The sequence below is a fragment of the Caulobacter sp. GW821-FHT10A06 genome, assembly GCF_059415805.1.
In genome coordinates this window covers 333024-347690 of the sequence record NZ_JBWKNY010000005.1, presented here as the reverse complement: position 1 = coordinate 347690, position 14667 = coordinate 333024, and the positions used below count along the sequence as shown (strand labels likewise).

Here is a 14667-nt window from a genome sequence, read left to right as displayed (position 1 = left end):
ACAGTACGCTTCGAAAGGCCCGTGTCCTCCTAAGGCGCGGGCCTTTTCGCATTCGGAACCCACCGGAACCCGCCCTCTCGCCCGCCGTTGATCCGACGAAGGACGGAGGGCTGGCGACATGCCGCGCGATACGCTCGATCTTCAGCCGGTGGCGACCGGTCTGCTGTACGTCAATGACGACGATCCGGGACTGCGCCGGGTCAAGGCCGGCGATGGCTTTGCCTATCGCGACCCGGACGGCGATCAGGTCGATGACGCCGCCACGCTGGACCGCATCAAGGCCCTGGCCATCCCGCCAGCCTGGACCGACGTCTGGATCTGTCCCTCGCCGCGCGGTCACATCCAGGCGACCGGCCGCGACCTGAAGGGCCGCAAGCAGTACCGCTATCACGAGGCCTGGCGGCGCGACCGCGACGGGCTGAAGTTCGGCCGCATGATCGCCTTTGGCCGCGCCCTGCCCAAGCTGCGCGCCCGGGTCGAGGCCGACTTGACCCTCCGAGGCCTGCCCCGTGACAAGGTCATCGCCGCTGTCGTGCGCCTGATGGAGCTGACCCTGATCCGGGTCGGCAACGAGGAATACGCCCAGGCCAACAAGAGCTTTGGCCTCACCACCCTGCGCGACCGCCACGCCAAGCTGTCCAGCGTGGGCGGTACGTTCACCTTCAAGGGTAAGAGCGGCGTGACGCACACGACGGGCTTCCGCGACCGCCGCCTGGCCCGCATCGTCAAGGCCTGCCAGGACGTGCCCGGCCAAAGGCTGTTCCAGTACCTCGATGAGGACGGCCAGCGCCGCTCGGTCGAGAGCGCCGACGTCAACGCCTATATCCGCGAAGCCATCGGCCAGGACTTCTCGGCCAAGGACTTCCGCACCTGGGCCGGCACCCTGGCCGCCGCCCGCGCCCTGTGCCTGATCCCCAAGGCCGGCACCGCCAGCGAGGCCAAGCGCAACGTCAACACCTGCGTGAAGGCGGTCGCGGGCCTGCTGGGCAACACCGCCGCCGTCTGCCGCGGCTCGTACATCCATCCGCTGGTGCTGGAGGCGTATCAGCAAGGCGTCCTGCCGCTGAAGCCGGGCCGCTCGGAGCGCGCGTTCGAGTTGGCCGTTATCCGCTTCCTGGAGGCCGCGAAGGCCTCGTGCGCGCAAGCCTAGAGGAGAGCGCCCATGGCCGCCGGCCGTCCCACTTGGCAGGGCCACCTGCGCCTGTCGCTCGTGACCTGCCCCGTCGCCCTCTACACCGCCACGGACGCCAGCAGCGACGTGCACTTCAACATGCTGCACAAAAAGACGCACAACCGAATCCGGATGATCCCGACCGATCCGGATCTCGGCCCCGTCGAGCGGGCCGAGATCGTCAAGGGCTACGAGGTCAGCAAGGGCGAGTACGTGGTCATCACCCAGGACGAGATCGACAGCGTCCGCCTGGAGAGCACCCGCACCATCGATATCGAGCGCTTCGTCAGCGCCGACGACATCGACCGCCTGTATTGGGACAATCCCTACTTCCTGGTCCCCGACGGCAAGTTGGCCGCCGAGGCCTATGGCGTGATCCGCGAGGCGATGAGCAAGGAAGGCCAGGTGGCCCTGGGCCGCGTCGTCATGCACCAGCGCGAGCGCCTGCTGGCCATCGAGCCGCGCGATAACGGCATGGTCGCCTGGAGCCTGCGCAACCATGACGAAGTCCGCGCCGCGGCCGACTATTTCGACGCCATTCCCGACAAGCAGCCCGACGCGGCGATGATCCAGATCGCCCAGAAGATCATCGAGCAGAAGGAAGGTCCCTTCGACCCCGAGCAGTTCAACGACCGCTACGAGGACGCCCTGCGCGCCCTGATCAAGGACAAGCAGAAGGGCAAGGGCCGCAAGGTCGTGGTCGAGGAGCCCGAGGACACCAACGTCGTCGACCTGATGGAAGCGTTGCGCAGCAGCCTGGGCAAGGCGCCGGCCAAGGCCAAGTCGGCGACCAAGAAGCCCGCCGCGCACAAGGCTCCCGCGCGGAAGAAGGCCAGCTAGGCCGGCTTGCTCAACAATTCCTTCAGGCGCGGCCCGGCCTTGACGGCCATGGCCTCGCCCACCGCCGCGGCGGCGTTGGCGGGACGGATCATCACCTCGAACTCCCGGATCTTGCCGGCGTCATCGAAGGAGATGATGTCGATGCCCTTGAGCTTCTTGTCACCGACACGGGCGCTGAACTCCAGCACGACGGACTCGTGCCCCTCCGACCAGAACGTGCGGTGGTAGGCGAAGTCCTCGAAGATGGTGTTGACCGTCGAGATGATGTGCACCAGCGGCTCTACGCCCGGATACGGCGTGAAGAAGGCCGGCGAACGGAAAACGACTGTGTCGGCCGCCAAAGGCCGCAGGCGGTCGAACTCGCGCTTCTCCAGGAGGTCGTGCCAGGTCTCCAGCGTTTGCAGCGCTTGCTCTTGGGCCATGTCGCCCCTCCCATTATTCCGACGTTCGAAGGCGCCGGATCGCGGCACTGTAAAATCCGTCCTACCCCTTGCCCAGCTTCTTGATCGCCGCCGTCAGGTCGCGCTCGCTGTCGGCATAGGCGTCCCAGGCGTCGAGATCCTTCACCAGCTCTGGAACGGTCCGGATGTTGAAGCGCGACGGATCCAGCCCTTTTCGCACCTGGGTCCACGCCACCGGCCAGGACACCGGCGCGCCCGGCCGGCCGCGCGGCGACAGCGGGGCCACGGCCGTGCTCATCCGGTCGTTGCGCAGGTAGTCGAGGAAGATCTTCCCGCCGCGCTCCTTCTTGGACATGTTCAGCAGGTACTGGTCGGGGCTGTCGGCGGCCATCTGGGCGCAGACCTCGCGGGCGAAGGCCTTGGCGGCGTCCCAGTCGGTTTTCGCCCTCTTCAACGGCGTGACCACGTGCAGCCCCTTGCCGCCGGTGGTCTTGCAGAACGGGACCAGGCCCAGCGCCTCCAGCCGGTCGCGGATCTCGCGCGCGCCCTCGACCACGGCGTCGAACCCCACGTCCGGCGCGGGGTCCAGGTCGAAGACCAGCCGCCCCGGGACCTCGGGATCGCCCGGCCGGCAGTTCCACGGATGCAGCTCGGTCGCGCCCCACTGGGCGGCGGCGACCAGGCTCTCGACCGTGTTGAAGACCAGATACGGCTTGCGGTCACCGCTGACCGTGACCTCGTCGATCAGGGCCGAGACGCCCTTGCCCGAATGACGCTGGAAGAAGGTCTCATGGCCGATCCCATCCGGCATGCGGATCACCGAGCAGGGCCGGCCCTCCACGTGCTCCAGCATCCAGGGGCCAACGGCTTCGAAGTAGCGGGCGAGATCCAGCTTGGTCCCCGGCGCGCCGTCGCCGGCGTCTGGCCACAGCGGCTTGTCGGGGTTGGAGATCGCCACGCCCAGCACCGCGGCCTTGCCAGCTTTCGGCGTAACCAGCTTAGCCTCCTCGACCGGCGCCGGGGCCTCGGCCTCGACGGCCCTGGCGGGCTTGTCCTCGCGCAGTCCCTTGAACGACGCCTGGCGCAACGAACCCTCTCCCGTGAAGCCCGCGAACTCGATCTCGGCGACCAGTTCCGGCGCGACCCAATGGACCCCTGCCCCGCCCTTCGGCGCCCCCTTGCCGCTGAACGGCGAGGTCTTGCGCGCCAAGCCCTTCAGGGCCGGCAGCAGCTTGGCGACCTTGTTGCGGCCAAAGCCCGTGCCCACCCGACCGACATGGACCAGATCACCATCCTTGTAGACGCCGACGATCAGCGAGCGGAACGCCTCGCCCGTCGTGGTCCAGCCGCCGATCACCACCTCGTGGCCGGCCCGGCACTTGGCCTTGGTCCAGGTCGCCGACTTGCCCGAGCGATACGGCGCATCCAGCTGTTTGGAGACCACGCCCTCCAACGACATTCTACAGGCCGACTGGAGAACCGCCTCGCCGCCGCTCTTGAAGTGCTCGACATAACGGATGCGCTCGCCGTCCTTGGGGAGCAGCGTCTTCAGCCGGTCCTTGCGGTCCGCCAGTTCCTGGTCCGTTAGGTCCTCGCCTTCGGCATGCAGCAGGTCGAAGGCGAAGAAGATCAGGTCCTCGGTCGCCTCGTCCGACAGCGCCGCCTGCAGGCCCGCGAAGCTGGGCGAGCCGGCGTCGTCCAGAGCCACGACCTCGCCGTCGATCAGGGCGTCGGGCAGATCGACGGCGTCCTTGATCAACTGCGGGAAGCGATCGCTCCAGTCCAGGCCCGTGCGGGTGCGAAGGGCCGCATGGCCGCCTTCGACCCGCAACTGCATGCGATAGCCGTCGAACTTGATCTCGTGCACCCAACCGGCGCCGCCGGGCGGTCGATCGACCAGCTTGCACAGCTGCGGCGGGATGAAGTCGGGCATCTTGGCCGCCGTCTTGGCTTTGGCCGTTTTTCGCTTCGGCGCGCCCGTCTCCGCGGCCGCCTTCTCGCCGCTGGCCTCGGGCGAGGTCTTGCTGTTCCACACCGCGTCCGGGGCCGGGCCGGCGTCGGTCATGAACGGCTTGGGCGCCTTGCCCTTGCCGGCGGCGATCTTGTCCATCGTCCGGCCCGAGGCGATCGAGAAGCTGGTGTCCTCCAGGAAGTCGAGATCGCCCTCGATGGCGAACTCGTCGCGATGCTTGATCAGCAGCCAGTTCTCGCGTTTCCCGCCCCCAAATTTGTCGTTGTTGATCCGGACCAGGACCCAGCCGCCCTTCATCCGCTCGCCGGCGAAGACCAGCTTGATCTCGCCCTTCTTCAAACCCTTCTCCAGGTCGAAGCCCGGCTCGGGCGCCCACCAGCCGCGGTCCCACAGCATCACCGTGCCGCCGCCATACTGGCCTTCGGGGATCGTGCCCTCGAAGTCGCCATAGGCCAGCGGGTGGTCCTCGACATGGACGGCAAGGCGCTTGTCGTGCGGATCGCGCGACGGCCCCCGGGTCACCGCCCAAGAAAGAAAGACGCCCTCGTGCTCCAGCCGTAGGTCGTAGTGCAGCCGGGTGGCGTCGTGCTTCTGGATGACGAAACGCGCCCGCTCGGACGCGGCGACCTCGACCTCGCCGGAAGGCTCGGCGGTGAGCTTGAAGTCGCGCTTGGCCTGGTAGGCCGCCAGCTTGCGCGTCGCCATCGTCCGGTTACTCGCCGTCGAAGACTTCGGGACGCACGTCGTCGGGGTCGCCGTCCTCATCCTGTTCGAGGTCGATGATCTCGTCGTCATCCAGCTCTTCGGCGATCAGGGCGTCGTCATCGTCGGCGTCGCCCTCGGCCTGGGTGACGTCCAGCACGTCCGGCAGCTCCTCGAAGGTGCGCAGTTCGCCGTCCTTGCCGACGACATCCTCGTCCAGCGCCTCGGCGCCGTCCTGGCCGTCCCATCCGTTGTCGACGTCGGTCATGGCAGTTCTCCTTGAGAGGTTCGCAGGAGAAATGGCTGGGCCGTGGGGGCGTTCCTAACTTGGCGTTTTGAGCGCGCGGCGGACCGGGCCGGAGGCGATTCCGTGCAGAATCACCTGGTGCATGAGTCGCCCGATAGTCCACTTCCAAGACCAACATTAACGCTTTTGCCCTGAACTTGGCCGTTCCGGAGGCGACGATTTCGTAAAAATCCCCGGCCCACGGGCGTTTTGCCCCCATGAATCGGCGTTTTAACCTTCCCTAACGGGTGACAAACCCAAAACGCCTCGGCAGGCTCACAACTCCCTGATTCACAGGACATGAGCTTAGAGATGACGAACGTTTCCGATCTGGTCGACGCCGCTGTCGCCGCCGACGACAAGCTGACCAAGACCCAAGCCAAGGCCATCATCGACGGCGTTTTCAAGTCGATCTCCGACGCCGCCGTGAAGGGTGAAGAAGTCTCGATCCCGGGCTTCGGCAAGTTCAAGGTCCAGGCCAAGCCGGCCCGCACCGGCCGCAACCCGGCCACGGGCGCGACCATCGAAATCGCCGCCAGCAAGAAGGTCGCCTTCACGCCGGCCAAGCAACTGAAGGACGCCGTCAACGGCTAAGCCTTTGGCGGGGAGCCGGCTCTAAAAGTCTGCTCCCCGACGCTTCCCTTCACGCGCGACGTTGAGCCTCATGCCCTCGTCGCGCGTGAAGACTTTCCAGAACAAAAAGAGAACGATAACGTGCCGCGCATGGCCGTTCTCGATCTCAGACGCAAGCTCGCTATCCTCTCCGACGCCGCCAAGTACGACGCGTCCTGCGCTTCTTCCGGCGCCGAGAAAAGAACCTCCGTCGGCGGTCAGGGCGTGGGTTCGACCGAGGGCATGGGCATCTGCCACGCCTACGCCCCCGACGGTCGCTGCATCAGCCTGCTGAAGATCCTGCTGACCAATTTCTGCATCTACGACTGCGCCTACTGCATCAACCGCGTGTCCTCGAACACGCCCCGGGCGCGGTTCACGGTGAAGGAGATCGTCGACCTCACCCTGAACTTCTACAAGCGCAACTATGTCGAGGGCCTGTTCCTGTCGTCGGGCGTCATCCGCACCGGCGACTACACGATGGAGGAAATGGTCCGGGTGGCGAAATCGCTGCGACTGGACCACGATTTCCGGGGCTACATCCACCTGAAACTGATCCCCGAAGCCTCGCCCGAGCTGGCGGCCGAGGCGGGCCTCTATGCCGACCGGGTGTCGATCAATATCGAGCTGCCGCGCGATGACAGCCTAGCATCCCTGGCCCCCGAGAAGAGTCCCACCGACATCAAGCGCGCCATGGGTCGCATGCGCCTGGCCATCGACGATCATGCCGAGCCGGCGAAGAAAGCCGGCAGGCGCAGCTTCGCCCGCAGCCAATCAACCCAGCTGATCGTCGGCGCCGACGAAGCCAAGGACGGCGACATCCTGGCCCGCAGCGCCAGCCTGTACGGCGCCTATCGCCTGGGCCGAGTGTTCTACTCGGCCTTCAGCCCGATCCCCGACGCCAGTTCGCGCCTGCCGCTGTCTCGCCCGCCCCTGCTGCGCGAGCACCGCCTGTACCAGGCCGACTGGCTGATGCGGTTCTATGGCTTCGAACGCCCCGAGATCGTGGCCGAGGGCGAGGACCTAGACCTCACCGTCGATCCCAAGACCAGCTGGGCGCTGAGGAACCGGGCCAAGTTCCCGGTCGACATCCAGACGGCCGACAAGGAAACGTTGCTGCGCGTGCCGGGTCTGGGCGCAAAGGCCGTGGAACGCATCCTGGCGGCCCGGAAGATCACCCGCCTGACCCTCGACGACCTCAAACGCGTCGGGGCCGTCCTGAAGCGCGCCAGGGCCTTCGTGGTCACCGCCGACTGGACGCCCGGCGCTTTGGCCGACCGCGAGAGCCTGAAGGCCGCCCTGGTCCAGCCCCAGCAGCTGAGCCTGTTCTGATGCGGGTCGTGCGCCTGGCGTCCGAGATCGACTTCGCCGGCTGGCGCACGGCCGCGCGGGCTCTGCGGGCGGAAGGCGTGGAGCCGCAGGCGGTGGTGTGGACGGTGGAGCGGGAGCTGTTCGACGTCGACACGCCGCCTACGCCGTCCAGCACGGCCAACTTCACCGTTCCCGCCGCCTTCGTCGAGCTGGCCGAGCAGGTGATCCAACACCGCAACCCCGACCGCCTCGCCCTGCTCTACCGCATCCTGTGGCGGCTGGAGCGTGAGCCGCGGCTGATCGACAATCCGGCCGATCCCGACATGGCTCGGGCCCGCGACATGGCCAAGGCCGTCAGCCGCGCCTCGCACAAGATGAAGGCCTTCGTCCGCTTCCGGCTGATCGAAGGCGCCGCGACCGAAACCTACGCCGCCTGGTTCGAACCCGCCCACCGCGTGACGGAGGCCACCGCCGGCTTCTTCGTGCGCCGCTTCACCAACATGGACTGGACCATCCTGACGCCCGACGCCTGCGTCGCCTGGGACCGCGAGCGACTGTACGTGTCGGAAGGCGCCGATCCGGCCGATGCGCCGTCCGAGGACGCCCAAGAAGAGCTCTGGCGCACCTACTACGCCTCGATCTTCAATCCGGCCCGCCTGAACCCGAAGCAGATGCGCCAGGAGATGCCGAAACGCTATTGGCGGAACCTGCCCGAGGCGGCGCTCATTCCCGAGCTGATCGAAACCGCGCAGGAGCGCGCCACCGCCATGGTCGCCGCCACGCCTCGCCAACCCTCCGACCGCGTGCTGAAGGCCGCCCTGCGCCATGCCCGCGACGCCTCGTACGGCCAAGGCGCGCCGACGACGCTGGAGGAGGTCCATGCCGGCGTGCAGGTCTGCCGTCGCTGCGACCTCTGGCGCGACGCGACTCAGGGCGTGCCGGGCGAAGGCGCGGCCAAGGCGGATCTGATGTTCGTGGGCGAGCAGCCCGGCGACCAGGAGGACCTCGCGGGCCGTCCGTTCGTGGGTCCTGCGGGCCAGGTGTTCGACAGGGCTCTGGCCGAGGCCGGCGTGGCCCGCGACCGGACTTTCGTCACCAACGCCGTGAAGCACTTCAAGCACGAGCCGCGCGGCAAGCGACGCATCCACAAGACGCCGGACCGGGGCGAGGTCACCGCCTGCCGCTGGTGGCTGGACGCCGAGCGCCGCCTGGTGCGGCCGAAGGTGGTGGTGATGCTGGGCGCGACGGCGGCCTTGGGCGTGATGGGCAAGCCAACGCCGATCGGGGCCAATCGCGGGAAGGCGCTGCAGCTGCCTGACCAGAGCCAGGGCGTGGTGACCTACCACCCGTCGTTCCTGCTGCGGTTGCCGGACGAGGACGCCAAGGCGCGGGCCTATGCGGAGTTCGTGCAGGACCTGCGGCTGGCGGGGCAGTTGGCGGGGCTGGCGTAGAAGGCTGTCATCCCGGCCGTAGCAAAGCGAAGAGCCGGGACCGCCGGAAACTCAGAGCTTCCGGCGGTCCCGGCTCGGCGCGCTACGCGCTTGGCCGGGATGACAGCTTTTAATGAGCGGCCTTACCGCCGTAATCCGCCATCAGCTCTTCCTTGCGGGCCTTCATGCGTTCGCCCATCGCCTCGAGGTCCTCGTCGCCCTTCTTGGCCTGGGCGAAGAAGCCGCCGGGCTGCTCCTCTTCCTTGACGTGGTGCTTGATGTACTCGCCCAGCACCTTGACCTTGGCGTCGTAGAACTCCTGGCCAGGCTTCATCGCCTCGATCTCGGCGATCAGCTTCTTGGCCCCGTCGTGCTCGACATAGGCCTCGTCGATCAGGTCGTCCTCGACCTCGCCGCGGCTCTCCGGATACAGGACCTCTTCCTCGATCTGGGTGTGGACCTTCAGGGCCAGGGCAATCTGGTTGAACAGGGCCAGCTTGTCGGCGTCCTTCTCGAGCTGTTCGTACTCGTCGAACATCGCCTCCACCTCACGGTGGTCCTTCTTGAGCAGGGTGATGGCCAGCGGATCGCGGCGACCCGTGCGGCGGGTCGACTTGCGCGGCTTGGCGGACTTGGTCTTGCTGGATGACTTGGCGGCGGCGGCCATGGAATGACTCCCTCGATATCCCCGACCGCCAACAAACCCCCTCACCGCCCCGGCCGTTCCGAAGGCTAAGCATCTCAATCAAAAGAGGTTTTGCGAAAGGTTCGCAGTGTCGAGCGGCCGACGCTGGGCCGCTCGACAGGCTTAAAGGCCCTTGGGGGATCAGCGGTCCTGGATGTTGCCCGAACGGCTGGTGTTCTGGCGCAGATTGCCCGAACTGCCCTGCTCGTCGAGGTTCACGTCGGCGTTGCCCGGCTGCTTGCCGGCCAGCTCGGCCTGACCGTCATCCAGGTCCGGCTTCTGGCCCTTGAAAGCGCGCTGTTCGGGCGGAATGGGGGGCGGCTTGGACATGGCGTGCTCCTTGATCGGTGAACCACTTCAACCGATCCGGCGCAGGCCCAGTTCCTACACCCTAGCTGGCCCGCTGGAGCGCCGTGTCGAGCTCGGTGGCCAGCGCCTCGATGCGGTAGGGCTTGATCAGCACCCGCCGCCCCTCGTTGGTCGCGGCGGCGGCGGCGGCGCTGTAGCCGGTGGTCAGGATCACCGGCAAGCTCGGCCGCAGGCGCGAGATGTCTCGCGCCAGGTCCAGGCCGCCGATATCGCCCGGCATGACCATGTCGCTGAACACCAGGTCGAAGGCGCCGTCCTTACGCAGCACATCCAGGGCGCCCATGGCCTCGCCGGCCCGCACCACCTCATAGCCCAGCTCGCGCAGCATCTCCTCGACCAGCTGGGCGACGCTGTCGTCGTCCTCGACCAGCAGGATGCGGTAGCGGCCGATCGGGCCGGCCTTGCGCGGGGCGATGGCGGCCGGTTCGCTGGGCAGGGCCTTGGTCGAGCGCGGGATGCGAAGCCAGATCGTGGTGCCCTCGCCCAGCTTGCTGTCCACCCCCGCCTCGCCGCCCGAGGCGCGGGCGAAGCCATAGACCTGCGACAGGCCCAGGCCCGTCCCCTTGCCGACGGCCTTGGTGGTGAAGAACGGCTCGAACAACCGAGTCAGCATCTCGGGGGCAACGCCGACGCCGGTATCGCGGATGGCCAGGCGGATCATGTCCCCTGCCCCATCCGGACGGCCCGAGGGCTCGTTGCGCGCCTCTATGGTGATAGTGCCGCCGTCGGGCATCGCGTCGCGGGCGTTGATGGCGATGTTCAGCACGGCCACTTCCAGCTGCGAGGCGTCGACCTCGATGCGCCACAGGTGCGGCGGCAGGTTGATCTCGACCTTGACGTCCTCGCGCAACGAACGGTCCAGCAGGGCGTGCATGCCGGCCAGGCGGGTGGCGATATCGACCACCTCGGGCTTCAACGGCGTGCGGCGCGAGAAGGCCAGCAGCTGCTGGGTGAGGCTGGCGCCGCGGTCGATAGCCTGGCGTACGCCCTGGCGTAGGCGCTCGCGTCGTGCGGGGTCGGTGGTGCGGTCCAGCAGGTCGATGCCGCTGGAGGCGACCATCAGGAGGTTGTTGAAGTCGTGGGCCACGCCGCCGGTCAGCTGACCCATGGCCTCCATCTTCTGCGACTGGCGCAGGGCCGCCTCGGCCTTTTCACGCTCGCGGATCTCGGCCTGCAGCTTGCGATTGGCCTCGCCTTCGCGCGCGCCTGCCGCGCCCAAGACGGCGACCAACAGCGCCGCCATGACGATCAGCAGGGCAAAGCCCGCATACCGCATGGCGCGCCGAGACGGCGATTCCAGCACTGAGCGCAGATAGACCGAACCCAGCACCGTCTCGCCCTCGGTCACCGGCGAGGTCAGCACCAGCCGCGCCCCATCCAGGCGTGGCGGACCCAGGACGTTGCGGGCCGGCGGCGGCGGCGCACCAGAGCGGGTGAAGCTGGCGGTCAGTTGGCCCTGCATGTCGTAGGCGGCCACGGCCTCGATGTCGGGGTTGGAGCTCTGGGCGCCGACATATTCGCGCGCCGCCGAGCGGTCGTCGAAGGCCAGCGGCGCGGCCATGCTGCCGGCCAGGATGCGCAGTTGCACCTCGGCCGCGCGGTGGCGCTCCTGCTGACCCAGATGCTCATTATAGGCGGCCATGCCGAAAGCGGCCGCGACGATGGCCACGGCCAGGCCGATGGCCATCGACACCGTCAAGGCGGGCCTGAAGCCCATGCGGCCGACAACGAACATCCGAGGCAGCTTCATTTGCCGCTATCCCGCGGCGGCGCCGACAAGGCCAGCAGCTTCGAGCTCAGGGTCAGGCCGGCCGCCTGGGCGGCGTCGGCGCGGATGGAAAAGCGCAGGCGATTCTCGACGGTCACGAACTGGACCATGGCTCCGCTGGCCTCGAGGTCTTCGTCGGCCACGGTCAGCACCGGCTTGCCGGCCACCACGGCCAGCATCTGCTGCGGCGTCTGCTGGCGCGAGGCGCTGAGGAACAGCAGATGGCAGCCCATGCCCTTGGCCACGGTCGGCAGACGAATGACGATCACGGGATGGTCGCCGACATGCAGGGCGCCGGCGACGCGGTCGATGGCCCCCCCGAACGGGTCACGACCGCCGACACACAGGCGAAACGGACTGCCGGGCGCCTCGAACGCGGTCTCGGGCCAATCGACGAAGGGGGTGAACTTGGCCAGGTAGCCGGCCTTCAGCGCGTAGCCAGGTTCCTGTTCGCCCGCCAGGGCGGCGCCGGCGAACACGCAGGCGAAAGCCGTCGCCGTGAGGACCCACGACGACCAACTACGCCAACCGGACCTAGGTCCAGGGGCGCCGGGCGGGAAACCCAAAACCATACGCCTGTCCCCCATGGGAATCTGAACGCGAAGCAGTGCTGTTCGATCCCACACCGATGACATTTTGGAGGCAAGGGTCGGGCAGGCGACTAAAATGCAAGGGGGCGACCAGAATGCAAAAAGCCCGGGGCGAACCCCGGGCTTTTCGGTGACGATGGTACCGCCTCTCAGGCTTGAACTGAGGACCTCCGGTTCCACAAACCGGCGCTCTAACCAACTGAGCTAAGGCGGCGCATCGCGAGGGAGTGTCTTTAGTCGGACGCGCTTCCCGGATCAAGCGTCGAAACACGCTATTTTCACAGGAAAACGCGGTGGTCCGGTTTGGCGTTTTTCCAAAGAAAAACGCGCGCATTCCTGTTTGGGCGTTTTTCCAAAGAAAAACGCCCCGAAGCCGAAACTCCGGGGCGCTTCTTAGCTTTCGCCTGGATCCAGGTCCTATTGCGGGACTTGGAACACCAGCGGGACGGTCACCTGACCACCGTCGACGGGCGCGCCGTCGAGGGTTTTGGGCTTCATCCGGAACAGGCGCGACAGACGCAGGGCAGCGTCGCCGAAGCCCATGTCCGCAGGGTTCTCGGAGACTACAGAGCAGCTCTCCAGGGTACCCTTGGCCGTCACGGTGCACGAGATCGTCGCGCGACCAGAGACTTCCATCCGTTGAGCACGGTCCGGATAGTACCGGGCCATGTCGTCACCGCTCGGCTTACGAGCCCAGTCAGGGCGCGTGATGACCGAAGCGCGAGCCGGCGGGTTCGTAGGAACCGGCGGCACGGCGGAGATCACCGGCGGAGCCGTCGTCTCGACCCGCTTTTCAACGGGCGGGATCGGCAGCGGCGGCGGCGGCGTCACGTCCGGCGGCGGAGCCACCGGGGGACGCGGCTGCACGACGGCCGGAGGCGGCGGCGGCTCGTTGGTCGGCGGCGGCGGCGGAGGAGGCGGCGGCGGCGGCGGGGGCGGCGGAGGCAGCTCCACGTCCACGGCGTCGTCCGAATACTCCTGCATTACCGCTTCGAACTTCTGCTTCGCCAGGTAGGCGAAGAGGAGCGCGTGAACGCCGCAGACCACGACAAGGGCGACACCGAACGGTCCCATGCCCTTTTTGCGACGCGGGCCTTCCGAGGTGAGCGGATCGTAGTGGCGATGCTCGGGCGTTTGTTGTTCAGCCATGCAGCACCCCTACTTAGCTATCATCCCGTCCAACGAGAGCCACGCTGTAGAAGCCATTATCCTGGAGGGTGTTCATAACCTCCATGAAAGCCCCGTAGCGAACCTTTTCGTCGGCCCGGATGAAGATGCGCTCCTTAGACGGGTCGCGTCGGCCCATACCTTTGACGATATCCTGACCCATCTCGTCGAGAGAGGTCTCGTTATCGCCGATATAGAGCTGCCCCGTCGACTTGATCGAGATGTAGACCGGCTTCGGCGGGTTGGGAGTTGCTTTCGCCACCGCCGCGGGCAGGTTCACTTCGATCGACACGGAGGCGAGCGGAGCCGCCACCATGAAGATGATCAGAAGCACCAGCATAACGTCCACGAAGGGCGTAACGTTGATGTCGCTGTTCTGTTCGACGTTGAACCTGTCGCCCCCACCGCCTGAGAGTTTGGCGGCCATGGGTGTTACGCCCCCTTGTCGAGCTGACGCGAGATGGCGTTCATCAGTTCAGCAACGAAGCCTTCCGAGCGGGTGCCGTAACCCGAGATGCGGGTCTGGAAGTAGTTGTAGAAGATAACGGCCGGGATAGCGGCGAAGAGGCCGATACCGGTAGCCAGCAGAGCTTCAGCGATACCCGGCGCGACGACGGCCAGGTTGGTCGTGTTGGTGTTCGCGATGCCGATGAACGACGTCATGATGCCGTAAACCGTACCGAACAGACCGATGAACGGACCAGCCGAACCGACCGAGGCCAGGAACACCATGCCGCCCGACAGGCGCTTAACCAGCGAAGCTTGCACGGCGCTGATGGCGTAGGTGGCGCGGGCGATGGTCGAGTCGCGGTGCTCGCCGGCGACAGCCAGACCAGCTTGACGCGACAGTTCGACTTCCTGCGAGGCGGCGGCGGCCATGTCGGCCATCGGGTTGCCTTCGAATTCTTCCGACGAGCTGATGCGCGCGATGTCGGCGATCGAGCGAGCGCCGCGGAAGGCTTCCAGGAACTTGTCCGATTGCTTGTTCAGGCCAGCGAACTCGAAAATCTTGGTGAGCAGCAGAACCCACGAGAAGACCGAGGCAAGCAGCAGGCCGATCATGACGACCTTAACGACGGCGCCAGCGGCGAGGAACATGCCGACGGGCGTCAGCGAGTGGCCGCCCTTCTTCTCGCCGCCTTCTTCGGCGGGAGCGGCTTCCGGAGCCGGAGCAGCAGCGGCGGCGTCAGCGGCCGGAGCGGCGGGGGCGGCGGCTTCCGAAGTCGCGGGGGCCGGAGCCGCGGCGTCTTGGGCGAAAGCCGGGGCGCTCGCCATCAGCGCGACAGCGCCGACGAGAGCGATGAGGGGGGTCTTCCGTTTAATGTCGAGCATCTTTCGCCAGTTCCTGATTGGTCTAGCACGT

15 protein-coding genes and 1 tRNA gene are annotated in these 14667 nt (G+C 67.0%); 5 read left to right on the top strand and 11 right to left on the bottom strand.

All coding sequences use genetic code 11. The features are described from left to right. Nucleotides 1-118 precede the first annotated feature (118 nt). Nucleotides 119-1150 carry a DNA topoisomerase IB gene (locus AC07NF_RS16415; RefSeq protein WP_494628934.1) on the top strand — a complete coding sequence of 344 codons (1032 nt, stop codon included), beginning with the start codon at nucleotides 119-121 and terminating at the stop codon, nucleotides 1148-1150. Nucleotides 1151-1162: 12 nt separating this feature from the next. Continuing rightward, nucleotides 1163-2011: a non-homologous end joining protein Ku gene (ku, locus tag AC07NF_RS16410; RefSeq protein ID WP_494628935.1), complete on the top strand. Its 849-nt coding sequence runs from the start codon at nucleotides 1163-1165 to the stop codon at nucleotides 2009-2011. Here ku and AC07NF_RS16405 read toward each other — a convergent pair. From AC07NF_RS16405 to AC07NF_RS16395, 3 genes are all read right to left on the bottom strand, one after another. Continuing rightward, complete coding sequence (locus AC07NF_RS16405) at nucleotides 2008-2433, bottom strand: nuclear transport factor 2-like protein (RefSeq protein ID WP_494628936.1); 426 nt, start codon at nucleotides 2431-2433, stop codon at nucleotides 2008-2010. The two genes, ku and AC07NF_RS16405, sit on opposite strands and share 4 nt — an antisense overlap. A 61-nt stretch (nucleotides 2434-2494) precedes the next feature. After that, on the bottom strand, nucleotides 2495-5089 hold the full coding sequence (gene ligD / locus AC07NF_RS16400) for a DNA ligase D (protein ID WP_494628937.1): 2595 nt from the start codon (nucleotides 5087-5089) through the stop codon (nucleotides 2495-2497). Between the two features lie 7 nt (nucleotides 5090-5096). Beyond that, entirely contained in the window at nucleotides 5097-5354 is a 258-nt protein-coding gene (locus AC07NF_RS16395) for a hypothetical protein (RefSeq protein ID WP_494628938.1), read from the bottom strand. Nucleotides 5355-5684: 330 nt separating this feature from the next. On the opposite strand from AC07NF_RS16395, the gene AC07NF_RS16390 reads away from it, so the two are divergent. From AC07NF_RS16390 to AC07NF_RS16380, 3 genes are all read left to right on the top strand, one after another. Continuing rightward, entirely contained in the window at nucleotides 5685-5966 is a 282-nt protein-coding gene (locus AC07NF_RS16390; RefSeq protein ID WP_066682603.1) for an HU family DNA-binding protein, read from the top strand. 129 nt (nucleotides 5967-6095) lie between these two features. Next, nucleotides 6096-7316 (top strand): putative DNA modification/repair radical SAM protein, encoded by a 1221-nt coding sequence (locus AC07NF_RS16385; protein ID WP_494628939.1) that lies wholly within the window; start codon nucleotides 6096-6098, stop codon nucleotides 7314-7316. Next, nucleotides 7316-8746, top strand: a complete 1431-nt coding sequence (locus tag AC07NF_RS16380) for a UdgX family uracil-DNA binding protein (RefSeq protein ID WP_494628940.1) — start codon at nucleotides 7316-7318, stop codon at nucleotides 8744-8746. The genes AC07NF_RS16385 and AC07NF_RS16380 overlap by 1 nt, the downstream gene beginning before the upstream one ends. Nucleotides 8747-8855: 109 nt before the next feature. Here the strand turns inward: AC07NF_RS16380 and AC07NF_RS16375 are convergent, their stop codons facing one another. From AC07NF_RS16375 to AC07NF_RS16340, 8 genes are all read right to left on the bottom strand, one after another. After that, the gene (locus AC07NF_RS16375; RefSeq protein WP_494628941.1) at nucleotides 8856-9392 is read right to left on the bottom strand and encodes a hemerythrin domain-containing protein; all 537 of its coding nucleotides are present in this window, start codon (nucleotides 9390-9392) and stop codon (nucleotides 8856-8858) included. A gap of 159 nt (nucleotides 9393-9551) precedes the next feature. Further along, nucleotides 9552-9740 carry a hypothetical protein gene (locus tag AC07NF_RS16370; RefSeq protein WP_454717199.1) on the bottom strand — a complete coding sequence of 63 codons (189 nt, stop codon included), beginning with the start codon at nucleotides 9738-9740 and terminating at the stop codon, nucleotides 9552-9554. A 61-nt stretch (nucleotides 9741-9801) separates the two neighbouring features. Beyond that, nucleotides 9802-11529, bottom strand: coding sequence for an ATP-binding protein (locus AC07NF_RS16365; protein WP_494628942.1), 1728 nt, complete (start codon nucleotides 11527-11529; stop codon nucleotides 9802-9804). Further along, entirely contained in the window at nucleotides 11526-12026 is a 501-nt protein-coding gene (locus AC07NF_RS16360; RefSeq protein WP_494628943.1) for a TOL_0243 family YfiR-like periplasmic protein, read from the bottom strand. Before AC07NF_RS16360 ends, AC07NF_RS16365 begins: the two co-directional genes overlap by 4 nt. Before the next feature lie 248 nt (nucleotides 12027-12274). After that, nucleotides 12275-12351 (bottom strand) — tRNA-His (locus AC07NF_RS16355). Nucleotides 12352-12554: 203 nt separating this feature from the next. Continuing rightward, nucleotides 12555-13286 (bottom strand): energy transducer TonB, encoded by a 732-nt coding sequence (locus tag AC07NF_RS16350; protein ID WP_454717202.1) that lies wholly within the window; start codon nucleotides 13284-13286, stop codon nucleotides 12555-12557. A 13-nt stretch (nucleotides 13287-13299) separates the two neighbouring features. After that, nucleotides 13300-13731 carry a biopolymer transporter ExbD gene (locus AC07NF_RS16345; protein ID WP_454717203.1) on the bottom strand — a complete coding sequence of 144 codons (432 nt, stop codon included), beginning with the start codon at nucleotides 13729-13731 and terminating at the stop codon, nucleotides 13300-13302. 5 nt (nucleotides 13732-13736) lie between these two features. After that, a complete protein-coding gene (locus tag AC07NF_RS16340) occupies nucleotides 13737-14636 on the bottom strand; it encodes a MotA/TolQ/ExbB proton channel family protein (protein WP_492812582.1) in 900 nt (299 codons plus the stop codon). Nucleotides 14637-14667 lie beyond the last annotated feature (31 nt).